We start from the raw sequence: 25,131 nt of genomic DNA on the forward strand, positions 1-25,131 counted from the left end.
GGGCGCGGGGAACGGCGCAATCTTTTGATCTTTCAGGTGACCGAGCAGAAAGCGCAGGTCACAGAGCGGGATACGCGTTCTTCATGAGCTCCTGGAACTGCGCCGAGAACCAGTGCCCCGACAGCGGCGCGTTCGCCAGCGACCCCGACATGTTGTTGTTGTTCCGCGGGTTGCCGGTGTACGTCGGGTCGCACATGCGGTCGAAGCCCTTGCCCTCGTCGTTCGGGATGGCGGTGCTCGACCCGTCCGACTCGCCCGGAGGCTTCATCCAGACGTACGCGTCGATCCCGGTCGCCGGCGCCGCCTGCGGCCGCTCGCCGAGGCCCGCACCGGACTGGTTGCACCAGTTGCCGAGGTGGATGCGCCGGTCGTAGCGGCCACCGTCGATGTACGTGTCCACGGTGGTCGTCGGCCCGGCGGCGGTGGGCCGTGCCGTGCCGCCCCAGCCGTTGCGGGAGGTGTCGATCAGCATGCCGATGCCGGACGGGAAGCCGATCGAGACCAGCTGGGCGCGCATGGCCTGCGCGTACGACTGCTCGTCGACGTAACGGTTCCAGTCGATCCACTTCGACAGACGTACCGACGTGCCGTTCACCGAGTCGTTGATCGTGAAGTGGTCCTCCTTCGTGGCGCTGTAGTTGGCCGTGTTCACGATGAAGCCGTGCACGTCGGCGACGGTCGCGCCCTCGGCGGAGGCGGCCTCCTTGAAGAGCGCCGCGGAGGGTGCGAAGTTGTCGTCCCAGCCGAGCCAGCCGTGGTGTCCGGCGTCGATGTAGTTGTAGACGTTGGGCACGTCGCCGAGCTTGTTCAGCGCGTAGCCGACGCCCTTCTGGTAGTTGCCGTTCGCCTTCATCGTGTCGCAGTTGGCCGTGGCGGTGGCCCGCGGCGAGACGTTGGTGACGAGGTTCGGCAGCGAGTCGATCTCGACGGTGGTGACGATGCGCAGACCCGCGTACTTGGTGTCGGCGAGGATCGCCGCGATCGGGTCGATGTACTGGGTCTTGTACTTGTCGATCTCCGTCGGGCCCAGCTCTCCGTTGGACGCCAGGGCGGCGCAGTCACGGCCGGGCAGGTTGTAGATGACCAGCTGGACGACCAGCTGGTCCGAGCCCTTCTGGGCCAGCGCGGCGTCCAGGTGGGCACGCAGGCCCATGCCGCCGTTCACACCGTTGATCGCGGCGATCCGGTCGAGCCACACACCGGTCGGCTGGTTGGCGATACGGCTGCCGCCGGTCTCCGCGGTGGCCTTCGCCTTCCACTCCGGGTTCACGTACACCTTGGCGCCGGCGTACGGGTTGTCCACGCGGCTGCCCGTGCCGGGATCGGTCGGGTCCGTGGGATCCGTGCCGCCGTCGTCGACGTTGCAGGTCACCCCGTCGAGGGTGAAGGTGGTGGGCAGCGCGTTGGTGCCGCTGTAGGTGCCGTTGAAGCCGAAGCTGACCGAACTCCCGGTACCCAGCGTGCCGTTGTAGCTCTCGTTCGCGGCGGTGACCGCGGTGCCGCTCTGGCTGAACTTGGCGTTCCAGCCGCTGGTGACCTTCTGGTTGCCGGCGTACGACCACTTCACGGCCCAACTGGACTTGGCCGCGCTGTTGTTGGTGACCGTCACCGCCGTGGTGAAGCCGGTGTCCCACTGGTTCTGCACCTTGTACTCGACGGTGCAGGGGACGGCGGCCGCGCCGACGTCCGGGGGTATCGCCGCGACGGCGGCGCCCGCGGTCCCGGCGACCAGCGCCAGCGCCGCGAGAAGTGCAGTTCTGGTACGGCTCATGTGCGGGGTGTCCTATTCGTCGAGGGCGCGCGGAAGCCCGCGGCCCGATGCCGAACGACGTGGTGGTGCCGTCGTGAGGAGTTCGGAGCCCGGAGCACGTCGAAGCACGTCACGGCGCGGCCGATGAAGGAGTGCACCCGCGCCGACCGCTCAAGGCCGGCCACCGGAAAAAGTGAACGCGGGGGTGGTGCATGAGCGACTCCTTGCAGTGCGGTCGCGTCGTGACGGACGCGTCGACTGGTGGAACCGCTCCCACTGGTGCGGACGAAGGTAGCGCCAAGTGTTGGTAAACGACAGAGGAGTTGCACTCTTGATCTATCGAATCATTTCGACTCTTCAAGCACCTTGACCCCTTGCACCCCTCTCTCCAATATGGGAGCGCTCCCACTGGTTCAAGGCTTGTTGCTCCTCCCCCCCATCTCCGAGCCGCAAGGAGAGGAACCAGAACATGGCACCCAGACGCAGACGCCGTGCGCGGCGGATGTGGACAGCCGTGGTGGCGGCCCTCGCGCTCCCGCTGACCATGCTCACCACCGGTACAACTCCTGCACAGGCGGCGGCCGTTCAGTGCAGCGTCGACTACAGGACGAACGACTGGGGCTCCGGTTTCACCGCCGAGCTCACCCTCACCAACCGCGGCACGGAGGCGATCAGCGGCTGGACCCTGACGTACGGCTACACCGGCAACCAGCAGCTGAGCAGCGGCTGGAGCGGCACCTGGTCGCAGTCCGGGAAGACCGTCACCGCGACGAACGCGTCCTGGAACGGGACCATCGCGGTCGGGGCTGCCGTCACGACCGGCGCCCAGTTCACCTACAGCGGCACCAACACCGCGCCCACCTCCTTCGCCATCAACGGCACGACCTGCGCCGGCGCCCATCAGCCGCCGATCACGGTGCTGACCAGCCCCGCGGCGGGTGCCGTGTACTCCCAGGGGACGGCGGTCCCGCTCGCCGCGACGGCCGCGGCGGCGGACGGCGCCACGATCAGCAAGGTCGAGTTCTACGACGACACGACCCTGCTGGGCACCGACACCAGCTCGCCGTACTCGCTCTCGGCCACGGGATTGACCGTGGGCAGTCATTCGTTGCTGGCGAAGGCGTACGACAGTCTGGGCGCCTCCGCCGAGTCAACTCCGGTGGGCATCACGGTCGCCTCGGGTCCCGCGGTGGTGGTCTCACCGACCCAACTCGGCGTCCAGCAGGGCAAGACGGGCACGTACGACGTCAAGCTCTCGACCCAGCCCTCGGCGAACGTGACCGTGTCGACCGCTCGCGCGAGCGGCAACACGGGGCTGTCCGTCACCGGCGGGGCGTCGCTGACCTTCACCCCGTCGAACTGGGCCACGGCCCAGAAGGTGACCGTCACCGCCAATGCCACGGGCACCGGCTCGGCCGTCTTCGACTCGACGGCCACCGGGCACGCCAAGGCGTCGGTGACCGTCACCCAGCTCGCCGCGTCGAAGGAGTACGACGCCCGCTTCCTGGACCTCTACGGGAAGATCACCAACCCGGCGAACGGCTACTTCTCGCCGGAGGGCATCCCGTACCACTCGGTGGAGACCCTGATCGTCGAGGCGCCCGACCACGGGCATGAGACGACGTCCGAGGCGTACAGCTATCTGCTGTGGCTGCAGGCCATGTACGGCAAGGTCACGGGCGACTGGTCGAAGTTCAACGGCGCCTGGGACATCATGGAGAAGTTCATGATCCCCACGCACGCCGACCAGCCGACCAACTCGTTCTACAACGCCTCGAAGCCGGCGACGTACGCACCCGAGCTGGACACGCCGAACGAGTACCCGGCGCAGCTCGACTCGGGGATCTCGGTCGGCCCGGACCCGATCGCGGCGGAGCTGAAGAGCGCGTACGGCACGGACGACGTGTACGGCATGCACTGGCTGCAGGACGTGGACAACGTCTACGGGTACGGCAACTCGCCGGGCAAGTGCGAGGCGGGCCCGGCCGACACCGGCCCCTCGTACATCAACACCTTCCAGCGCGGTGCGCAGGAGTCGGTGTGGGAGACGGTGCCGCAGCCGACCTGCGACGCCTTCAAGTACGGCGGTACGAACGGGTACTTGGACCTGTTCACCAAGGACGCCTCGTACGCCAAGCAGTGGAAGTTCACCAACGCCCCCGACGCCGACGCGCGGGCCGTGCAGGCCGCGTACTGGGCGGACATCTGGGCCGAGGCGCAGGGCAAGGGCGCGGACGTGTCCGCGACCGTCGGCAAGGCGGCGAAGATGGGTGACTATCTCCGCTACTCGATGTACGACAAGTACTTCAAGAAGATCGGCAACTGTGTGGGTCCGTCGACCTGCCCGGCGGGCACCGGCAAGGACGCCTCGCACTACCTGCTGAACTGGTACTACGCGTGGGGCGGCGCGACCGACGCCTCGGCGGGCTGGGCCTGGCGCATCGGCTCCAGCCACACCCACGGCGGCTACCAGAACCCCCTCGCGGCGTACGCGCTCAGCTCGTACGCCGACCTGAAGCCCAAGTCGGCGACAGGGCAGGCGGACTGGGCCAAGTCCCTGGGCCGGCAACTGGAGTTCTACCGGTGGCTGCAGTCCAGCGAGGGAGCCATCGCGGGCGGCGCCACCAACAGCTGGCAGGGCCGCTACGCGACACCGCCCTCCGGGACGCCGACCTTCTACGGCATGTACTACGACGAGAAGCCCGTCTACCACGACCCGCCGTCCAACCAGTGGTTCGGCTTCCAGGCGTGGTCGATGGAGCGGGTCGCCGAGTACTACCAGCAGACGGGCAACGCGGACGCGAAGACCGTCCTCGACAAGTGGGTCGACTGGGCGCTGGCCAACACCACGGTCAACCCTGACGGCACCTTCCGGATCCCGAGCACGCTCCAGTGGTCGGGCAAGCCGGACACCTGGAACGCGTCGAGTCCCGGTGCCAACACGGGACTTCATGTCACCGTCGCCGACTACACGAACGACGTCGGGGTGGCGGCCGCGTACGCCAAGACCCTGACGTACTACGCGGACCGGTCCGGTGACACCGAGGCGAAGACCACGGCGAAGGCGCTGCTCGACGGCATGTGGGCGAACAACCAGGACGCGCTGGGTGTCGCGGTGCCGGAGACGCGGGCCGACTACAACCGGTTCGACGACTCGGTGTACGTGCCGAGCGGGTGGAGCGGCACGATGCCGAACGGGGACGCCGTGAACTCGTCGTCGACGTTCGACTCGATCCGGTCGTTCTACGAGGACGATCCGGCTTGGTCGAAGATCGAGGCGTATCTGGCCGGCGGGGCCGCGCCCTCTTTCACGTATCACCGGTTCTGGGCCCAGGCGGATATCGCCCTCGCCATGGGCTCTTACGCGGAGCTTCTCGAATAAGCCCCGCAGTTCGCTCCGCGGGAAGGTCGGTACGTCGGCTGCGGCTTGTCCGTGGCTGGTCGCGCAGTTCCCCGCGCCCCTAAAAGAGACGGGGCTCGGGGCGTGACACAACGTGCCGTGGGCGGTCCCCAACCGCACTGGGGGCCGCCCGGCCTTTCACGTCTCCCCCACCTCCCCCCACGCAAGGAGAGGGTCACCGTGCGAAGAACCCCCGTCCTGACCGCTGTGCTCGGGCTCGCCGCCGGGCTGCTCGCCGGTGCGCCTCCCGCGCTCGCCGCGCAGCCCGTCGAGAAGGGTTCGGCGGTGTCCATCGCCGCCGACACCTATACCTGGAAGAACGCCCGTATCGACGGGGGCGGCTTCGTCCCCGGGATCGTGTTCAACCGGTCCGAGAAGAATCTCGCGTACGCCCGCACCGACATCGGCGGCGCCTATCGCTGGCAGGAGGCGTCGAAGAGCTGGACGCCGCTGCTCGACTCGGTCGGCTGGGACCGGTGGGGGCACACCGGAGTCGTGAGCCTCGCCTCCGACCCGGTGGCGCCCAGCAAGGTGTACGCTGCCGTCGGCACGTACACGAACAGCTGGGACCCGGGGAACGGGGCCGTGCTCAGGTCCTCCGACCGGGGCGCGACCTGGCTGAAGGCCGATCTGCCGTTCAAGCTGGGCGGGAACATGCCCGGACGCGGCATGGGTGAGCGGCTCGCCGTCGACCCCCACAGGAACAGCGTGCTGTACCTGGGCGCGCCGAGCGGCAAGGGGCTGTGGCGATCCACCGACTCCGGGGCCTCCTGGTCGCAGGTGACGAACTTCCCGAACGTCGGCAACTACGTCCAGGACGCGACCGACACCAGCGGGTACGCCTCCGACAACCAGGGCATCGCCTGGGTCACCTTCGACGAGTCGAGCAGCACCGGCACCGACGCCACCAAGAACATCTACGTCGGGGTCGCCGACAAGGACAACGCCGTCTACCGCTCGACCGACGCGGGCGCGACCTGGTCCCGGATCGCCGGACAGCCCACCGGCTACCTGGCCCACAAGGGCGTCCTGGACGCGACGAACGGCTATCTCTATCTCGCGTACAGCGACAAGGGCGGGCCGTACGACGGCGGCAAGGGCCGGATCTGGCGGTACACGACGGCGACCGGCGCCTGGACGGACATCAGCCCGGTCGCGGAGGCCGACACCTACTACGGCTTCAGCGGCCTGACCGTCGACCGGCAGAAGCCGGGCACGGTGATGGCGACCGCGTACAGCTCGTGGTGGCCCGACACCCAGATCTTCCGCTCCACCGACAGCGGCGGGACCTGGACGAAGGCGTGGGACTACACGTCGTACCCCAACCGCTCGAACCGCTTCACCATGGACGTGTCGTCCTCGCCCTGGCTGACCTGGGGCGCCAATCCGTCGCCGCCCGAGCAGACGCCCAAACTGGGCTGGATGACCGAGGCGTTGGAGATCGATCCGTTCAACTCGGCCCGGATGATGTACGGGACGGGCGCGACGATCTACGGGACCGAGAACCTGGGCCAGTGGGACAGCGGCGGCCAGTTCACCGTCAAGCCGATGGTGCAGGGGCTGGAGGAGACGGCCGTGAACGACCTGGCCGCTCCCCCGTCCGGCGGCGCCCAACTCCTCAGCGCCCTGGGTGACATCGGCGGCTTCCGGCACACGGACCTCACCAAAGTTCCCTCGATGATGTTCACCTCACCGAACTTCACCAGCACGACGAGCCTCGACTTCGCGGAGTCCAACCCGGGCATCGTGGTGCGGGCGGGCAACCTGGACTCCGGTCCGCACGTGGCGTTCTCGACGGACAACGGCGCCAACTGGTTCGCCGGCACGGACCCTTCGGGGGTGAGCGGCGGCGGCACGGTCGCCTCGGCCTCGGACGGCAGCCGGTTCGTGTGGAGCCCGGCGGGCGCGGGCGTGCACTACGCGACCGGGTTCGGTACGTCGTGGACGGCGTCGAGCGGCATCCCGGCCGACGCGGTCGTGGAGTCCGACCGGGTCGATCCGAAGACGTTCTACGGCTTCAAGTCCGGCAAGTTCTATGTGAGTTCGGACGGCGGCGCGACCTTCACCGCCTCCTCCGCGACCGGACTGCCGAGCGGCGACAGCGTACGGTTCAAGGCGCTGCCCGGGGTGAAGGGTGACGTCTGGCTGGCGGGCGGGGCGAGCGACGGCGCGTACGGGCTGTGGCACTCCACGGACTCCGGCGCGACCTTCACCAAGCTGTCGAACGTCGAGCAGGCGGACACCATCGGCTTCGGCAAGGCGGCGACCGGGGCCTCGTACCAGACGCTCTACACCAGCGCGAAGATCGGCGGTGTGCGGGGCATCTTCCGCTCCACGGACAAGGGCGCCACCTGGACCCGTATCAACGACGACGCCCATCAGTGGGGCTGGACGGGCGCCGCCATCACCGGCGATCCGCGCGTCTACGGGCGCGTGTACGTGTCGACGAACGGGCGCGGTGTGATCTACGGCGACTCGTCCGACGCTGGCGGCGGGGGCGGGGGCGGCGGTACGGATCCGACGCCGACCGGGGCCTGCGCGGTCACATACAAGATCACCAACCAGTGGTCGGGCGGCTTCCAGGCGGACGTGCAGCTCGCCAACACCGGCACGACCGCGTGGACCGGGTGGTCGCTCGGCTGGTCCTTCGCCGACGGGCAGAGCGTCACCCAGGCGTGGAACGCGGAGTCGACCCAATCCGGAGCGGCCGTCACAACGAAGAACGTGAGCTGGAACGCGAACGTGGCGGCCGGTTCGTCCGTGGCTTTCGGCTTCACGGGCAGCTGGTCGGGATCGAACACCAAGCCGACGGCGTTCAAGCTCGGTGACCAGTCCTGCTCGGTGACCTGACCCCCGGGCGGGACGAACGGGAGGGCGCGGACCCCACGCGGTCCGCGCCCTCCTTGTGCTGCCGTGCCTCGAAGGCCGGGCGGCCGTGCCGGGAACAGGCGGTGCGGTCGACACTGTTGCATCGACCGAGGCACCGGCGTGACCCGCCCCTGCCTCGGACCAGGATGCAACTCTGCAGAAGGATCTTTTTCATGACCGACCGGCCCTTGACGATCATGGCTGTGCACGCCCACCCCGACGACGAGGCCACCAGCACCGGCGGGATCCTCGCGCAGTATGCGGCGGAAGGAATCCGCACGGTACTCGTGACCTGTACCGACGGCGGTTGCGGAGACGGGCCGGGAGGTGTCAAGCCGGGCGATCCCGGACACGACCCGGCGGCGGTCGTCGCGATGCGCCGGCAGGAGCTTCTGGCGAGCTGCGACGTCCTGAAGATCAGCGATCTGGAGACGCTGGACTACGCCGACTCCGGAATGATGGGCTGGCCGAGCAACGACGCCCCCGGATCCTTCTGGCAGACCCCCGTGGAGGAGGGCGCGGCCCGGCTCGCGGACCTCATGCGGCACTACCGGCCCGATGTGGTCGTCACCTACGACGAGAACGGCTTCTACGGCCACCCCGACCACATCCAGGCCCACCGCATCACGATGGCGGCGCTGGAGCTGACCGAGCTGACGCCGAAGGTGTACTGGACCACGATGCCCCGCTCGACGATGCAGCGGTTCGGCGAGATCATGCGCGAGTTCCACCCGGACATGCCGGAGCCGGATCCCGCCCAGGTCGCCGAGATGGCCAAGATCGGCCTCCCCGACGACGAGATCACCACATGGGTGGACACCACCGCGTTCAGCGGCCAGAAGTTCGACTCGCTGGCCGCGCACGCCAGCCAGGGCGAGAACATCTTCTTCCTCAAGATGGGCAAGGAGAGGTTCGGCGAGTTCATGGGCATGGAGACCTTCGTGCGCGTGAAGGACACCACCGGCGCGGCCCTGCCGGAGAAGGACCTGTTCGCCGGACTGCGCTGATCACCGGTGGAGGGGCGGCCGTCCCACTGGCCGGGGTGGCCGCCCCTCTCCTGTCTCCGGAACCCGTTTCAGCAGGTCACGGCGGTCACGGCGTGTACACCGTCGGTCGTGGTGCCGTCGGCATGCCGTTGCCGATGAAGAAGCTGGGGTGCGGGGGCTGGTTGTAGGCGGTGTTCTGCCAGGCGATGCCCGTGCGGTACATCGTGTCGTGGAGCAGGGTCGTGATCTTCGTGGTGGTTTCCGTCGGGGTCGAGTAGATGCGCAGGGCCGTGTTGTCGCTCGTCGCCCAGACGACCTCCTCGCGCCAGTCGCCGAAGAGGTCGCCGGAGAGGGCCGGCGTCGCCTTGGTGCCGTTGTTGGAGTGGACGGAGGCGCCGGTCAGCAGGCGGGTGTCGGACGAGGTGCCGTACTTGTCGATGTGGGTGCCGTCGAGGAGTTCGCGCGTGGTGTCGCCGTCCCACCAGGACAGGAAGTTGACGGAGGACGGCTCGCGGCCCTTGGTGGCGCCGGCCTCGTCCCGGATGTTGGTGTCGGAGGCGGACCACACCTCGGCGCCGTCGTTGCCCGCGTAGATGTCCCCGGCCACTCCCCTGCCGTTGTCGCAGCAGGCGGCGAGCTGCCAGCGGATCGCGCCGTTCGCCGGGTTGATGTACAGCTCGGCGGGCTGTGAAGCGGATTCGGAGACCTTGAAGTATTCGAGGCCCGAGGTCCCCGGGTCGAGGTCGCCCAGATGCTGGGCGTCGCCGTGCCCGGTCTTCGTCGTCCACAGGCCGTTGCCGTTGTCGTCGACGGCCATCGCCCCGTAGACGATCTCGTCCTTGCCGTCGTTGTCGACGTCCCCGACCGACAGGCTGTGCGAGCCCTGGCCGTCGTAGCCCTTGCCGGTGTTGGTCGACGAGTTGGTGTCGAAGGTCCAGCGGCGGGTGAACGCGCCGCCCCGCCAGTCCCAGGCCGCGATCACCGAGCGCGTGTAGTAGCCGCGCGCCATGATGAGCGAGGGCCGGGCGCCGTCGAGATAGGCGGTGCCCGCGAGGAAGCGGTCCACGCGGTTGCCGTACGAGTCGCCCCACGACGAGACCGTGCCGCGCGCCGGGACGTAGTCCACCGTCCCCATCGCCTTGCCGGTCTGGCCATTGAACATGGTCAGGTACTCGGGCCCGGAGAGGACGTATCCGCTGGAGTTGCGGTAGTCGGCGGAAGAACTGCCGATGACCGCGCCCGTTCCGTCGACCGTCGCGTCGGCGGTCTTCGCGGCCACCTCGGCCTTGCCGTCGCCGTCGTAGTCGTACACCTGGAACTGGGTGTAGTGCGCGCCCGAGCGGATGTTCCGGCCGAGGTCGACGCGCCACAGCCGGGTGCCGTCGAGCTTGATCCCGTCGATGATCGTGTTGCCGGTGTAGCCGGACTGGGAGTTGTCCTTGGCGTTGGTGGGCTGCCACTTCAGGACGAAGTCGAGCGCGCCGTCGCCGTCGAGGTCGCCGACCGAGGCGTCGTTGGCCTCGTAGGTGTACGCGACACCGTCGGGGGTGGTGCCGCCGGCGGGCGGGCTGATCGGTACGTCCTTGTAGCCGGTGCGGAACTGGATCGCGTGCACGGAGTCGGCCTGCTCGACACCTCCCACGATCGCGCGGACCGTGTAGTCGGCCTGGGCGGGTCCGGCGGAGTGGAAGTAGTTCGTCGAGCCGGTGATCGGGGTCGAGTTGACCTTCGTACCCGCCCGGTAGACGTTGAACGACACGTCGTTCGGGTCGGTGCCGAGCCAGCGCCAGCTGACCAGGTTGCCCGCGTCGGTGTGGACGCTGACGACACCCCGGTCGAGCTTCTCGACCTGGCGGGCCGTCGCGGCCTCGGCGGGTGTGGCGGTGAGCGTGGTGAGTCCGGCGGCGGCGAGGGCGCCGGCAAGCACGGTGGAGAGGAGGAGACGGGTCCTGCTGCGTCTGCGATGCGGGTGCTGCACGGTGGGGTACCTCCCTGGGAGGGGGCAGACGGGTTCTGTCACCTCAGTTGCCGCTGGGGGCAGGGGGGTTGCCGTGATTCGGTAAGCGCTCTCTACGTGTAGGTGTGGGCGAGCGCGGCGACCGTCGCCGCGATGCGTTCGCGCAGTTCGGGCGGTGCCAGCACCTCCACACCCGTGCCGAGCCGCAGGAACTCGGCGTGGGCGTGCTCGACGGACTCGATGGGGACGGTGGCCCGGGTCCAACCCCCCTCGTCCGGTACGCCGTTGACGCGCACGGCGTCACCCGCCGGGCCGGAGAGGCGGGTGCCGGGGGCGAGCCTGACCACCGCCTCCGCCCGGTGCAGCCGGTCATGGAAGTCACGCTGGTACGCGGCCCAGTACGCGCCGAGGTCGAACGCGTCGGGACGGCTGAACTCCTCGTCCCCAGCGACGAGTTCGAGGATCTGGTCGACCCGGAACGTACGCGGTCCCGGGCCCGCGACGACGTACCAGCGGCCCGCCTTGAGGACCAGGCCGTACGGTTCCAGGCGGCGCCGTACGTCGGTCGGCTCGCGCCAGCGGCGGTACAGGACGTGCAGGACCCTGCTGTTCCAGACGGCGTCGGCGACGGCGGGCAGGTACAGAGCGGCTCCGTCGCCGGTGCCCGCGTACCAGCCCGGCGCGTCCAGGTGGAAGCGGCCGCTGACGCGGTCGGCGTGCTCGCGCAGCTCGCTCGGCAGTGCGGCACGTACCTTGAGCTGGGCGGCGGCCAGCAGCGGGCCGAGTCCCAGCTCGGCGGCCGGGCCCGGGGCACCCGCGAGGAACAGGGCCTCGGCCTCGCCCGCGGTGAGGCCGGTCAGCCGGGTGCGGTAGCCGTCGAGGAGCCGGTAGCCGCCCGCGTGACCCGCGTCGCCGTACAGCGGGACACCGGCCTCGCTCAGCGCCTCGACGTCCCGGTAGACCGTGCGCACCGAGACCTCCAGCTCCTCCGCGAGGGCGGCGGCGGTCATCCGGCCCCTGGTCTGGAGCAGCAGGAGGATCGAGACGAGGCGGGCCGACTTCATCGCCCCAGAATGGCAGGCACCGCCGACACCGCACCGGCGGACACTCCACTGACAGAAGGTGTCAGTGAAGCGGCCCTAGCGTCCCCTCCATGACCTTCGCGGAGAAACTGCTGACCGTGCCGCCGCCCATCGAGGTGGCGGGCCGGTGGATCAAGCGCTACCACGTCACGGCCGACCCGGCGGGCATCGCGCCCGAGGTGGAGGAGGCGGCGTACGCGATGCTGCCGAAGCTGCTTCCGGAGGCGGACGGTACGCCGCCCGCCACGTTCGTCGTGCTGCACCGGGGCGGTGACGACGGCGCCTACCTCAACGCGTACAGCTGGGTGTGGGACAACGTCCTGCACTTCGGGGGCGCCACGGCGGGGCAGCCCGTGCTCGGTTGTCCGGACCGCGACCCGACACACTTCATCACGCTGGACCGGCCGTGGATCGGCTGCGTCTGGGAATTGCCGCCGGTGCTGCACGAACGTGATGCGTGGGTGCGGCATGTGCTTGCGCCTTCCGTACCCGACCTCGACGGCTATCTGGCCGATCGGCTGCGCGGGGGGACGACGGGGGGTCGGGGGGTCGGCTTGCCCGCGGCTTAGGGGGCGCGGGGAACTGCGCGGCCAACCCCCGACAGCCCGCGGCCGACACCCGGACCCGAGCCCCCACCCCCTAGGGGCGCGAGGAACTGCGCGAGCAACCCCCGACAGCCCGCGGCCGACACTCGGACCCGAAGCCCCACCCCCTAGGGGCGCGGGGAACTGCGCGAGCAACCCCCACCCACCCGCAGTCGACACCCGGGCCCGGAGAGCCACCCTCTTAGGGGCGCGGCGCAGGTGCCGACCGCAGGCCGTGGGGGGCGCTCGCGCAGGGGGTGGGGGCGTCCCCCCGATGGCGACTGCGGGTGGGTGGGGGTTGGCCGCGCAGTTCCCCGCGCCCCTAGGGGGGTGGGGGTCGGGCCTGGAAGTCGGCTGCAGGACGTCCCGGGTTGCTCGCGCCGTTCCTCGCGCCCCCAGGGGGTGGGGGTCGGGCCTGGATGTCGAGCGCGGGACGGCCCGGGTTGCTCGCGCCCCTACAAGGGTGGTCCCGGGTTTTGGAATGCTCGGAGTTTGAAGTGGGGTTCCGGGCGGGGGACTTGCTGGTTCGGGAGTTGTTCCAGGCGGGATGCCAGCTGTTCGGTGAGGGACATGCCTGGCGTCAGCAACGTGTACCAGCCCCGGCGCACGTCGGCAGCCGCCTGGCGCGGGGTCCGCCCCTGACCGCGGCCACGAAAGCCCGCCCGGCCCGCCGGCAGGAGCCCGTGCCGACCCGCGTACGACGCCACGAGGTCCGCGCGGTCCCGGGCCGCGCGGCGGGGACGCGGCGCCATCACGGTGTCGATGTCGCTGCCCACGTCGTGCGAGGCCGCCTTGTCGACGGTCGTGACGAGGACGCCGCCGGGCCGCAGCACCCGGGCCGCCTCGGCGACGACCAGTTCGGCGTCGTCCAGGAGGTGCAGCAGCCAGATCGCCGAGACGGCGTCGAACGAGGCGTCGGGGAAGGGCAGTCGGCGGGCGTCGGCGAGTACGACACGGCCCGGCACCCGCTCCGCGGCCCGGCTCAGCATGCCGTACGCGGCGTCGGCGCCCGTCACGTCGAGGCCGGCCGCCAGGAGGCGGCGGGTCACGGTACCGGTGCCGCAGGCGACGTCCAGGAGAGTGCGGGTTCCGTCGGGCAGCAGCCCGAGGACGGCGTCGGCGGCCGCCTCGGCACGGGGTTCGCCGCCCCGCAGCGCGTCGTACCGCTCGGCCTCCTCGTCGTAGTCGAAGACCAGCGTGCTCACCGCGCGCCGTGCCCGGTGCTCAGCTCCTCGACCCGGCCGGCCAGCGCGAAGTCCTTCTCGGTGACGGCGCCGCCCACGCTGTGCGTGTTCACGGTGAGCAGGACGGTGTCGTAGCCGAGCGTGAGGTCCGAGTGGTGGTCCTGTTCGTCCTGCACCTGGGCGATGTGGACGACCAGGGCGGCCGCGGCGAAGTGCGAGTCCAGCCGGTAGGTACGGGAGATTCTCTCTCCGTCCAGGGACCAGCCGGGCAGTTCCGCGAGCCGGTCCTCGATCTCCTTCTGCGACAACGGTTCCAGGGGCATGACCGCGCTCCTTCCATGGCGTCCGGATCTCCTCAGCCTGCCACAGTCCCGCTCCCCCGTCCCTGGTCAGGCGGGTCCCGGCGGGCAGCGAGGTCGGCATTCGGCCTCCTGGCCGGGCGTCGCCCCGTGCGGGCGTGTCGACTACGGTCGGGGCATGACCAGCGCCGCGTACACCTCCGGGTCCGTAAGCGTGTCCACCGGTGCGCGGGGCGGCGCCTCCGCCGCCGAGGGAGTCGGTCCGCTGCTGCGCGGCTGGCGGGAGCAGCGCCGGGTGAGTCAGCTGGAGCTGGCGCTACGGGCGGGGTCGTCGGCGCGGCACATCAGCTTCATCGAGACGGGCCGCTCCCGGCCGAGCGAGGAGATGGTGCTGCGGCTCGCCGAGCACCTGGACGTACCGGTGCGGGACCGCAACTCCCTTCTGCTGGCGGCCGGTTACGCGCCCCGCTATCCGGAGACCCCGCTGGACGATCCGGCGCTGGACGCGCTGCGGGAGGGGGTGGAGCGGCTGATCCGGGGCTACGAGCCCTATCCGGCGCTGGTCGTGGACGCCACGTACGACGTGGTCGCCGCCAACCAGGGCATCCTGATGCTGCTGGGCGGCGTCCCCGAGAAGCTGCTCGCCCCGCCGCTGAACGCGATGCGGCTGACCCTGCACCCGGAGGGACTGGCGCCCAGGATCCGCAATCTGCGCGAGTGGCGCGGACATCTGCTGGCCCAGATGGAACGGGACATCGCCCTGCGCCGCTCACAGCCGTTGCGCGCGCTGTACGAGGAGGTCGCCGCCTATCCGGCTCCGCCCGCCGCCCCTCACGACGCCCCGCTCGACGAGGAGTCCGCCGAGCCCGTCCCCTACTTCGCGCTGCCGCTGCGGATCGAGCACGAGGGGCGGGTGCTGTCCTTCATCTCGTCCATCTCCACGTTCAACACACCGATGGATGTGACGGTCGCCGAGCTGGCGATCGAGACGCTGCTTCCCGCCGACCCGGCGACGGGGAAGTATCTGCACTCGCTGATGTCGTGACGCCTTTTCAGGCCGCGGGTCGTCGGTCCTTCTGGCGGGCCGGTGGGGGCTGGTCGCGCAGTTCCCCGCGCCCCCCAAAACGGGGCTGCGCCCCTGCTTTTCGCCCTTCAGGGGCGCGGGGAACTGCGCGCCAAGCCCCCACCGGCCACACCGCCGGTACGACCCCCATGCCGACACACCGGGCAGGATGAGGGGATCCGGTGAGGCTTTCGCGGGAACGTGGCACACTTCTCGCCATGTTCGGGGCTCGGGGAGGCGCAGCGTGAGTGAGAGGCGGCCCGCCCCGACCGTGGGGCAGGTGGTACTGGGCAGACGGCTCCAGGAGCTGCGTGAGGCGTCCGGTCTGAAGCGGGACGAGGCCGCGCGGATCCTGCGGGTGGCGCCCGCGACCGTCCGGCGGATGGAGATGGCCGAGGTCGCGCTGAAGATCCCGTACGTCCAGGTGCTCCTGTCGACGTACGGCGTGGGCGACGAGGAGACGGCGTCCTTCGTGCGGCTGGTCGAGGAGGCGAACGAGCCCGGCTGGTGGCAGCGCTACCACGACGTCCTGCCGGACTGGTTCAGCCTGTACGTGAGCCTGGAGGGCGCCGCCTCGATCATCCGGTCGTACGAGCCGCACTTCGTGCCGGGGCTGCTGCAGACCGAGGACTACGCCCGGGCCGTCCTGGAGGCGGGCACGGTCGGGCAGACGGGGACCGAGGAGATCGAACGCCATGTGTCCCTGCGGATGGCGCGGCAGAAGCTGCTCACGGGGGAACGTCCGCCGCATCTGTGGGTGATCATGGAGGAAACGGTCCTGCAGCGGCCGGTCAGCATCCGTTCCGAGGTGATGGCCGACCAGCTGGACCATCTCCTCGCGGCCGTCGAGAACGACCACATCACGCTGCAGATCGCCGAGTTCTCGGCGGGGCCCCATCCGGGGACGTACGCGCCCTTCGTGCTGTTCCGGTTCGCGGAGCCGGAGTTGCCGGACATGGTGTACACGGAGTATCTGACCGGGGCGCTGTACCTGGACTCCCGCAAGGAAGTGGCCGCGCATCTGGAGGTGCTCGACCATATGGCCACGGGGGTGGCCTCCGCCCGGCGGACCAGGGAGATGATTCTGGCGCGCCGGGCGGATTTTTGAGGGTGCGCTTTGCCCGCCCGGGGGGGCTTGGGGGCTTGTTTTTCGGCTGACGGTCGTCCTGGGCTGAGCGCGCAGTTCCCCGCGCCCCTAGGTAGTGGGGCTGAGCCCTGGCTGTCAGGTCGGGGTGTCCTTCTTTTCTGTGTTCTTGGGGTCCTCGTCGACTATTTCCGCGTCCACCACCGTCTCCTCGTCCGGTGGGGTGGGCTGTTCCGTGCCGGGCGGCTGGTCCTGTGGGGGTGACTGCTGGGCCTGGGCGTACATGGCCTGGCCCATCTTCTGACTGACGGTGGCCAGTTTCTCGGCGCCGGTGCGCAGGGTGTTCGTGTCGGTGCCGTCCCGGTCGTTCAGGAGCGTCTGGAGCTCGGCGATCGCGGCCTCGACCTCCGTCTTGATGTCCGCCGGGATCCGCTCCTCGTTGTCGCGGATGAACTTCTCTGTCTGGTAGACGAGTTGCTCGGCCTGGTTGCGGGTCTCGGCGGCCTCGCGGCGCCTGCGGTCCTCGTCGGCGTACTGCTCGGCCTCGCGCATCATGCGGTCGATGTCGTCCTTGGCGAGCGCGGAACCACCCGTGACGGTCATCTTCTGCTCGCGGCCGGTGGCGAGGTCCTTCGCCGAGACATGCATGATTCCGTTGGCGTCGATGTCGAAGGCGACCTCGATCTGCGGCAGCCCGCGCGGCGAGGGCGGCAGCCCGGTGAGGTCGAAGACGCCCAGTTTCTTGTTGTAGGCGGCGATGTCGCGTTCGCCCTGGAAGACCTGGATGCCGACGGACGGCTGGTTGTCCGTGGCGGTGGTGAAGATCTCCGAACGCCGGGTGGGAATGGTCGTGTTGCGTTCGATGAGCTTGGTCATGATGCCGCCCTTGGTCTCGATGCCGAGGGACAGCGGGGTGACGTCGAGGAGGAGGACGTCCTTCACGTCGCCGCGGATGACGCCCGCCTGGAGCGCCGCGCCGAGCGCCACGACCTCGTCCGGGTTGACGCCCTTGTGCGGGTCCTTGCCGGTGAGTTCCTTGACCACCTCGGTCACCGCGGGCATCCGGGTGGAGCCGCCGACGAGGATGACGTGGTCGACCGCGGAGAGCTTCACCCCGGCGTCCTTGACCGCCTGGTGGAAGGGCGCCTTGCAGCGTTCGAGCAAGTCGGCCGTCAGCTCCTGGAACTGAGCGCGCGTCAGCTTCTCGTCGAGGTGCAGCGGGCCGTCGCCGGTCGCGGTGATGTAGGGCAGGTTGACGGTCGTCTCGGTGGACGAGGACAGCTCGATCTTGGCCTTCTCCGCGCCCTCCCGCAGCCGCTGGAGCGCCATCTTGTCCTGGGCGAGGTCGATGCCGTACTGGCCCTTGAAGCGTTTGACGAGGTGCTCGACGACCCGCTGGTCCCAGTCGTCGCCGCCCAGTTGGGTGTCCCCGTTGGTGGCCTTGACCTCGATGACCCCGTCGCCGATCTCCAGGAGGGACACGTCGAACGTGCCGCCGCCCAGGTCGAAGACGAGGACGGTCTGCTCCTCACCGCGGTCCAGTCCGTACGCCAGCGCCGCGGCCGTCGGCTCGTTGATGATCCGCAGCACGCTCAGGCCCGCGATCTCGCCGGCCTCCTTGGTGGCCTGGCGCTGGGTGTCGTCGAAGTAGGCGGGCACGGTGATCACGGCTTCCGTGACGTCCTCGCCGAGATACGCCTCGGCGTCCCGCTTCAGTTTCTGCAGCACGCGCGCGGAGAGTTCCTGCGCGCGGTAGCGGGTGCCGTCGATCGTGCCGCCGTCGCTGCCGGGGAACCGCCAACCCGGGTCCCCCATATGGCGTTTGACGGAGCGCGCGGTGCGCTCGATGTTCGTCACGGCCTGCCGTTTGGCGACCTCCCCGACGAGCACCTCACCGTTCTTGGCGAACGCCACCACCGAGGGGGTGGTGCGCGCGCCCTCCGCGTTGGCGACGACCGTGGGCTCACCCCCTTCCAGTACGGCGACCACCGAGTTCGTGGTACCGAGGTCGATCCCGACCGCACGTGCCATGTCCGTCCCCTTCCGCCCAGGTCTTGCCGCGTTCCATCACCGCGTTCCATCACAAAACTTGAGTGCGATGCTGTCAATGGGGCAAGTACCCCGGACCTGGCCGGACATGACGATGCCGCGCCCCCTCGCACGGGGCGCGGCATCGTCTCAAGCGCGGTGTGCCGGTGTTCCGGAACGGCTGGGTGTCAGGCGAGCTTCGCCGTCAGCGTGATCGTCGTGCCCGTCAGCGCCTGGCTGACCGGGCAGTTCTTCTTGGCGTCCTCGGCGGCGGCGACGAAGCCGTTCTCGTCGAGGCCCGGCACGGTGCCCTCCACGGTGAGGTGGATGCCCGTGATGCCCTCACCCGGCTGGAACGTGACGTCCGCGGAGGTGGTGAGCTTGGTGGGCGGGGTGCCGGCGCCGGCGAGGCCGTGCGAGAGCGCCATGGAGAAGCAGCTGGAGTGGGCGGCGGCGATCAGCTCCTCCGGGCTGGTCTTGCCGTTCGCCTTCTCGGAGCGCGACGGCCACGACACCGGCTGCTCGCCGATGCCGGAGGAGTCGAAGGTGACGACGCCGTTGCCCTCAAGCAGGTTGCCTTCCCAGACGGTGTGTGCGGAGCGCGTTGTTGCCACGATGATTCCCTTTCGACGAGGTCCCGGTTCCGGGTCCGTGGCACCATCCGATCACACTCGGGTCACCGTCGGGCTCAGCGCACGCGAAAGACCGGTCCCCGCGCGGTGAACGGCAGGGACGCGCCCTGCGGAATCAGATAGGCGTGCTCGCGGCGGACCCGCAGCACATCGCACCAGCCGTCGGTGATGACCAGGACCGGGGCACCCGGCGGGAAGTCCTTCGCCCGGTGCAGGAGGTCGACACCCGGCTGCAGGATCGTGCCGCCCCGGCCGTGGACGCGTACCCGCCCGGCGATCTCCGTGACCGGGACGAAGCCCGCGTCGTGCGGTGCCGCGTCGCAGAACACGACCCGCGCCGCCGGTACGTCCCTGGCCTCGGCGTACGAGGCGATCGCACCCAGTGCCTTGCCGAGCAGGGTGCGGTCCATGGAACCGGAGGTGTCGAGGACCACGCCGAAGGTGCAGCGGGAGATCTCCTCGGGCGGGAAGTACCGTCCGGCGCGCGGGATGTCCGGGGTGGCGGCCTGTCGGCGGGACGGACGGGCGTAGGTGCGCAGCGGCTCGGGGCGCGGCACGAACTCGTCGAACCAGCGCGCCAGTTGAGCGTCCCACGGCAGCGGCGGATGGCTGAGCGCGCGGATGTCCTCGACGAGCCCGCCGGGCAGGTAGCCGCGCTCCTGCCGCTCGTGCAGGTCGAGGCCGCGGGCGAGGCCGCGGCGGTAGAACTCGTCGAGGTCGACGTAGTCGCGGGGCGAGCCGAGAGGGCCACCGAGAATGTCTCCGACGCCCTTGCCGCGCAGGGTGGCGAGGCGCCGGTGGCGGCGCAGGTCGGTGGCGAGCCGGTCGTAGACCTCCTCGGCGGACAGGTCCTTCACCTCCTGGTCGTACAGCAGCCCTTCGGGCGCCACGCCGACCTGCATCTCGGTCAGCCAGGAGTTGATGACGTAGTCGCAGGCGACGTTGAAGAGGTACGGGTCGCGGACGCCGCAGCGGTCGCCGTGGCGCAGCGCGGCGTGCAGCATCTCGTGGGCGAGGACGAACCGCCATTCCTCGTCGTCGAACTGCCGCAGCGGGTTGATGTAGATCTCGGCGGCCTCCGGGTCGACGGCGGCGACGGAGATGCCGTGCGCGTGGGCGAGTTCGGCGTCCGCGACGATCGTGATGCCGGCCGCGATGCCGCCGAGCAGGGGGTAGGAGGACACGAACCAGCTCAGGGCCCGCTCCCACGGCTGGCGCGGGGTGATGCCGCCGCGCATCGAGTCGCGCCGGCCGCCCGCCATGTCCATCGCGGCGGACACCGTGCGCGTCAGGGCGTGGGCGAAGGCGAGCTGCCAGTCCGGCGCGGAACCTCCCCGCCAGGTGTCCCACGGCACGAGCAGCTGGTCCGGCTCGTCACCGGCCGTACCGCAGCGCTCGTACACCGCGGGGATGCCCGCGCCGTCGCGGCGCCAGCGCGCGGCGAGCTGCTCCTCGTCCCCGTCGGGGTACGACATCGGCAGGTCGGCGGGGGTCAGGCCGATGGGGAAGCCGAGCAGGAAGCGGTTGACGACGACGCAGCGGGCGGCGAGGTCGAAGCGGTCGGGCTGCTCCCGCACGGTCCTGTGCGCCGGTACGTGTCCGAAGCCGAGGTGGAGGGCGGCGTGCGCGACCGCCCAGGCCCACTCGACGGGCCGGGCGCGGCGCTTGGGGTGGACGTGCAGCACGCCGTCGGAGTCGACGCGGACGAGCCCGTCGCGGGGCGACTCCTCGCAGTCCTCCTGGCGGCAGACGCTGAAGCCGATGGCGGCGAGGGCGCGGTTGCTCCGCACGAGCCGCATCCCCTCGGCGAACGCCTCGGCGGCCGGGTCCTTCTTGGGCTCCGCCTGCTTGCCCGTACGGGTCACCGGCGGGCCTCCACCAGCCGGGGCATGTCGCGGGCCGCCTCCACCAGGAACCAGGCGGGCAGTACGGGGTTGCCGTCCTCGTCCGAGGCGATGACGCTCTGGGCCACCTCCACGGAGATCTCGGCGAGCTGCACGAGCAGCGACTTCGCGCGGTACGCGGTCTGCCGGCCGTTCGCCGAGGCGTGCTCCTTGCTGGTGGGCAGCTCCTTGACGAGCCGTCCCCGGAACGACTCGGCGAGGTAGTACAGCAGGTCGCGGTCCTCGACGCGGTTCGGCCAGCGGGCCTCTCCCTTGAGGATCGCCTCGATGCCGAAACGGCTGCGGACGATCTTCACATAGCCGCAGAAGGCGACCGCGTGCGCGGGTGTCAGGGTGCCGTGCGCGATGACCTTGAGCGTCGGCTCGTCGAGGGTCGGGCCGAAGGAACGCAGGGCGTCGGAGAGCATGTGCCAGGAGCGGGGCGTGGAGAACGGCTCCTCGGTCTTCGGCGGCTTCGACCACAGGTGGTCGGGGCGGTCGGTGAGGTGGTCGAGCACCCACGGGTGGATGTCGTTGGTCGCCGCCCACACCAGCCAGTCCTTCGCCGAGACCTCCAGGTGGACGTGCGTGAGGCGGTTGACCAGGGCGGACGCGATGGGGCGGGCGAGGGCGTTGTCCGTCGAGCGGTTGCCCGCGCCGATCACGATCGAGCCCGCGGGCAGCTCGTAGTCGCCGATGCGGCGGTCCAGGATCAGCGAGTAGAAGGCCTTCTGGACGTCCGGGGTCGCCGCGTTCAGCTCGTCCAGGAACAGGCAGTACGGCTCGTCGCGGGCGATCGCCTGCGGCGGGCAGAAGACGGAACGGCCGTCCCGGATCTGCGGTACGCCGATCAGGTCCTCCGGGGCCAGCTGCGTACCCAGCAGGCTCACGCACTCCAGTCCCAGCGACTCGGCGAACTCCCTGACCAGGGAGGACTTTCCGATGCCGGGGGCGCCCCAGAGGAACACGGGTCGCACGGTCGCGAGACCGAGCAGTAGTTCCGGTACACGGGCGGGAGTGACGGTGACGGCTGCCTGCACGCGGGCTCCTGGGGGTTGGGGGGCGGGGATTCGGCCACGCCCAGTGTGCGTGGCCCTGCCCCTCCCCCGCAGCCCATTTTCCCCGGCGGGGAGGGCAGGCCGGTCGCCCACCTGCGGGCACGTCGTGGCTGGCCGCGCAGTTCCCCGCGCCCCTGAAAGACGGGGCTGCGCCCCTGTCTTTCCCCCTAGGCCGCCACCCCAGCCCCGCAAGGGGCGCGGGGAACGGCGCGACCAGCCCCCACCGACCCGCACCCAACCGTCCGCGCCAGGCTCACACCCCTAAGGGGCGCGGGGAACGGCGCGATCAACCCCCACCGGCCCGCAGCCGACCGTCCGCGCCAGGCTCACACCCCTAAGGGGCGCGGGGAACTGCGCAACGAGCCCCGCCGACCCGCAGCCGAAGCAGCCTCACCCGCGCGGGCGCACAAGCGCACCCGTCACGCCGAGCGTGAGTCGTCGAGCGGCGCGCCGTCACCCACCGGCACCTGCGGACCGTCGTCCTCCCGCAACCACCGCCGCAGCACCCGGTGCACCTGCTCGGCGCCGACCAGCTCCTCCCCCGCCCCCACCGGAGGTGAAAGCGTGAGCGGCGACATCAGGAAGGGCCGCCCCTGGGCCCCGCCCAACCCCCCGTGCGACCCGATCTGCTCCTCGAACGCGAGAACCTCGCCGTCCTCGGGGTCGTACCAGGAGTTCACCATGATGTCCGCGACATGCGGGAACGCGTGCGTACGGCGTACCGCGTCGGCCGCCCCCACCCCGAAGTCCGCGAGCGGCCCCGGGCCGTCGTCCAGCTCGTCCAGCGGAATCGCCGCGCCGTGCGCGCCGAGCACGAGCCCGCCGTGCTCCTCGCTGCGCACGAGCACGAACCCGATCCCGGGATGGTTCGCGAGCGTGGTCAGCAGCGCGGGATGCCGCGCGTCGATCTCCTCCCGGCTCATCCGGTGCGGCACGTCCGGGAAGGACACGAGCCCCAGGTTCCCGGACGCCAGCACGATGGGTTCCGACGGCGGCAGGGTCGGCCGGAACTGCTCGCCGCCCTCCTCCACGGGCCTGCGCAGCGCGGCCAGCACCGCCGCCCTGGCCTCGGCGCCGCTGTGCGTACGCCGGGCCTTGCGCGGCACGGGCAGCCCGCAGCCGGCCCGGACCAGCTCGCCGAGACCGAGGCCGTAACGGGCGTGGAAGGTCTCCCCCGGGCTCTGGCCGTGGTCGGAGAGCAGGACCACGCGGTACGCCCGCGGCGCGTGCTCGGCGACCTGCTCGATCAGGGCCAGCGAGCGGTCGAGCCGCTGCAGGACCTTCTCCGCGTCCCGGCTGCGCGGCCCGGAATGGTGCGCGACCTCGTCGTACGCGACCAGGTCCGCGTAGACCGAGGCGCGTCCGGCGAACATGTCCCCGATGACCGCCGCGACGACGACGTCCCGCTCGATGACGGTCGCGAAGGCGCGGATGAACGGGTAGAGCCCGCCGCGGCCGACCCGGGGCCGCTGCTTCCGCAGCCGGGCCCGGGTGGACTCGCCGATCTCACGGCCTACGTCGGCGACGAAGGACAGCGCGGTACGGACCGCGTTGGCGGGGTCGGAGAAGTACGCGAAGTAGCCCGCCCGGGAACGGTTCGCCCTGCCTCGCCTCGCGGCCACGGAGAGCACCAGGGCCAGTTGCTCGGCGCCCCCGCTGAAGAGGTTGCCGCGGCTCGCTCCGTCCAGGGTGAGCAGACCGCCGTCACCGGTGTGCTCGATGGCCCGGCGCTGGAGTTCGGCGGCGCTGGTGGGCCGGTTGCAGACCATGATCTCCCGGGTGTCCTTCTCGTACCAGCGGAAGGCGGGGATGTCGTGGTTGGAGCCGTGCAGGATGCCGAGCTGGCTGGCGCCGGTCTGGCTGGACCAGTCGGTGCGCCAGGGCGCGAGCCGGTGGGTGGTACGGGCTCCCGGGCCCTCACCGAGCCAGGCGGCCACGGTGGGCATGAGACCGCGTCCGATCGCGTCCACGAGCACGTCGTGACCGACTCCGTCGAGTTGGAGGAAGACCGTGCCGGGCGCCGACTGGGCGCCGGGCGGCGGCGCCTGTCCGCGGCGGCGGTCGGACAGCCGGTACAGCCTGCGCCGGTAGGCGTCGTCGTCCCGCACGGCCAGCGCGCCGCCGGTGGCCGAGGCGACCGCGGACATCACCGCGGCGACGACCACGGCGGTCTCCGGGGCGGCCTCGCTCTGCCCCGAGGGGTCCAGGCGCAGGGCCAGCAGCAGGAGCGAGCCGTTCAGGAAGAAGACGAGTACGCCGAGGACGAGGGCGGGGACGAGGAGCAGGGCCCGTACGAGGAGGGGCCACACGACGGAGGAGAGCACGCCGAACGCTCCGGCGCCCAGGGCGGCGGTGACGGCGATGCTGGTGGCGCTGTCACCGTCGGCCGACTGGAGCCTGAAGTCCGGCAGGATCCCGGCGAGCACGAGCATGGTGACCGTGGAGACCGCCCACACGGCGACGCTCCGCCAGACCGCGCTCGCCACCCTCCGCCATCGTTCTTTCCCCACGTCACGCCTGCCTCACATCCGCGCCCGCCCTCCTGCTGACGGACCAGAGCCCAACCCTGCCATACCGCCCACGACGGACCCCGTGGACGCCCTTCAGGGACGCGACCCGGTCTTTCAAGGGGCGCGGGGAACGGCGCAACAGGCCTGCGCGATCAGCCCCGTCTTTTCAGGGGCGCGGGGAACTGCGCGACAAGCCCCCACCGGACCGGCACCCACCCACGAACGCCCAGCACCCCGCATCGGCCCGGGGCCGGCCCTCGCCCGGAGCGATCAACGACCGTCGTACCCGGCCGTCGGCATCGACAGCCGCCGATGCACCCGCGCCTTCATCTGCGCGTCGTACGCGGGCTCCGCGTGCCCGACCGTCTCGACCCGCACCCCCCGCCTCGCGCACTCCGCGGTGAACGCGTCCACGGAGGCGAGCGCCCGCTCCAGAACCCGGCGGCTGGGCGCGACGAACAGATCCACGAGGCCGGCCTCGGCGTCCTCCCAGAGCGCGCAGTGGTCGGACCGCAGCCCCCGCAGGAGCAGCTCCCGCGTGACCACGTAACCGCGCTCGGCCGCCCAGTGCGCGCACATGGCGTGCTGGCTGCGCGAGTCCACCAGGAAGGGGTCCGCGTCCAGCTCCTCCAACGGCGTCAGGCTGGCGATCGTCGTCACGCGGAGCATGCCGGAGGTACGGCGTGTGTCTCCCATGGCGTCCCCCTCACCTCCGGGTTTCGTCGCCGACCCTACTCCTGCCCGTAGGCTCGGGGGGAGTCGC

17 protein-coding genes are annotated in these 25,131 nt (G+C 70.6%); 6 read left to right on the plus strand and 11 right to left on the minus strand.

The window, feature by feature from the left end; all coding sequences use genetic code 11:
- Positions 1-58 precede the first annotated feature (58 nt).
- Positions 59-1,771 carry a glycoside hydrolase family 6 protein gene (locus J8N05_RS29650; protein WP_210888285.1) on the minus strand — a complete coding sequence of 571 codons (1,713 nt, stop codon included), beginning with the start codon at positions 1,769-1,771 and terminating at the stop codon, positions 59-61.
- Positions 1,772-2,219: 448 nt separating this feature from the next.
- Here J8N05_RS29650 and J8N05_RS29655 point away from each other — a divergent pair, with 448 nt between their 5' ends.
- The 3 genes from J8N05_RS29655 (at position 2,220) to J8N05_RS29665 (ending at position 9,025) form a co-directional block, all read left to right on the plus strand.
- Entirely contained in the window at positions 2,220-5,132 is a 2,913-nt protein-coding gene (locus J8N05_RS29655; protein WP_210888287.1) for a glycoside hydrolase family 48 protein, read from the plus strand.
- A 198-nt stretch (positions 5,133-5,330) separates the two neighbouring features.
- A complete protein-coding gene (locus tag J8N05_RS29660; protein ID WP_210888289.1) occupies positions 5,331-8,000 on the plus strand; it encodes a cellulose binding domain-containing protein in 2,670 nt (889 codons plus the stop codon).
- Between the two features lie 191 nt (positions 8,001-8,191).
- A complete protein-coding gene (locus J8N05_RS29665; protein ID WP_210888291.1) occupies positions 8,192-9,025 on the plus strand; it encodes a PIG-L family deacetylase in 834 nt (277 codons plus the stop codon).
- A gap of 85 nt (positions 9,026-9,110) precedes the next feature.
- Here the strand turns inward: J8N05_RS29665 and J8N05_RS29670 are convergent, their stop codons facing one another.
- Positions 9,111-10,982 (minus strand): rhamnogalacturonan lyase, encoded by a 1,872-nt coding sequence (locus J8N05_RS29670; RefSeq protein WP_210888293.1) that lies wholly within the window; start codon positions 10,980-10,982, stop codon positions 9,111-9,113.
- 92 nt (positions 10,983-11,074) lie between these two features.
- Positions 11,075-12,025, minus strand: coding sequence for a helix-turn-helix transcriptional regulator (locus J8N05_RS29675; RefSeq protein WP_210888294.1), 951 nt, complete (start codon positions 12,023-12,025; stop codon positions 11,075-11,077).
- 89 nt (positions 12,026-12,114) lie between these two features.
- Between J8N05_RS29675 and J8N05_RS29680 the strand changes: the two genes are divergently transcribed.
- Positions 12,115-12,612, plus strand: coding sequence for a hypothetical protein (locus J8N05_RS29680; RefSeq protein WP_210888296.1), 498 nt, complete (start codon positions 12,115-12,117; stop codon positions 12,610-12,612).
- 470 nt (positions 12,613-13,082) lie between these two features.
- On the opposite strand, the gene J8N05_RS29685 is transcribed toward J8N05_RS29680, so the two are convergent.
- Positions 13,083-13,832 (minus strand): class I SAM-dependent methyltransferase, encoded by a 750-nt coding sequence (locus J8N05_RS29685; protein WP_247706551.1) that lies wholly within the window; start codon positions 13,830-13,832, stop codon positions 13,083-13,085.
- Positions 13,829-14,134, minus strand: a complete 306-nt coding sequence (locus J8N05_RS29690; RefSeq protein WP_210888298.1) for a 4a-hydroxytetrahydrobiopterin dehydratase — start codon at positions 14,132-14,134, stop codon at positions 13,829-13,831. The genes J8N05_RS29685 and J8N05_RS29690 overlap by 4 nt, the downstream gene beginning before the upstream one ends.
- A gap of 154 nt (positions 14,135-14,288) precedes the next feature.
- On the opposite strand from J8N05_RS29690, the gene J8N05_RS29695 reads away from it, so the two are divergent.
- Both J8N05_RS29695 and J8N05_RS29700 read left to right on the plus strand, forming a co-directional pair.
- Positions 14,289-15,155 (plus strand): helix-turn-helix domain-containing protein, encoded by an 867-nt coding sequence (locus J8N05_RS29695; protein WP_210888301.1) that lies wholly within the window; start codon positions 14,289-14,291, stop codon positions 15,153-15,155.
- A gap of 262 nt (positions 15,156-15,417) precedes the next feature.
- A complete protein-coding gene (locus J8N05_RS29700) occupies positions 15,418-16,281 on the plus strand; it encodes a helix-turn-helix domain-containing protein (protein ID WP_210888304.1) in 864 nt (287 codons plus the stop codon).
- 114 nt (positions 16,282-16,395) lie between these two features.
- On the opposite strand, the gene dnaK is transcribed toward J8N05_RS29700, so the two are convergent.
- The 6 genes from dnaK to J8N05_RS29730 form a co-directional block, all read right to left on the minus strand.
- A complete protein-coding gene (gene dnaK / locus J8N05_RS29705; RefSeq protein ID WP_210888307.1) occupies positions 16,396-18,288 on the minus strand; it encodes a molecular chaperone DnaK in 1,893 nt (630 codons plus the stop codon).
- 185 nt (positions 18,289-18,473) lie between these two features.
- Complete coding sequence (locus tag J8N05_RS29710) at positions 18,474-18,899, minus strand: OsmC family protein (protein WP_210888309.1); 426 nt, start codon at positions 18,897-18,899, stop codon at positions 18,474-18,476.
- 74 nt (positions 18,900-18,973) lie between these two features.
- Positions 18,974-20,716, minus strand: a complete 1,743-nt coding sequence (locus tag J8N05_RS29715; RefSeq protein WP_407699983.1) for a vWA domain-containing protein — start codon at positions 20,714-20,716, stop codon at positions 18,974-18,976.
- A gap of 62 nt (positions 20,717-20,778) precedes the next feature.
- The gene (locus J8N05_RS29720) at positions 20,779-21,840 is read right to left on the minus strand and encodes an ATP-binding protein (RefSeq protein WP_210888313.1); all 1,062 of its coding nucleotides are present in this window, start codon (positions 21,838-21,840) and stop codon (positions 20,779-20,781) included.
- A 437-nt stretch (positions 21,841-22,277) separates the two neighbouring features.
- A complete protein-coding gene (locus J8N05_RS29725; protein ID WP_407699942.1) occupies positions 22,278-24,344 on the minus strand; it encodes a phage holin family protein in 2,067 nt (688 codons plus the stop codon).
- 294 nt (positions 24,345-24,638) lie between these two features.
- Positions 24,639-25,064: a hypothetical protein gene (locus J8N05_RS29730; RefSeq protein ID WP_247706552.1), complete on the minus strand. Its 426-nt coding sequence runs from the start codon at positions 25,062-25,064 to the stop codon at positions 24,639-24,641.
- Positions 25,065-25,131 lie beyond the last annotated feature (67 nt).

Source organism: Streptomyces liliiviolaceus (assembly GCF_018070025.1).
Classification (GTDB): Bacteria; Actinomycetota; Actinomycetes; order Streptomycetales; family Streptomycetaceae; genus Streptomyces; species Streptomyces liliiviolaceus.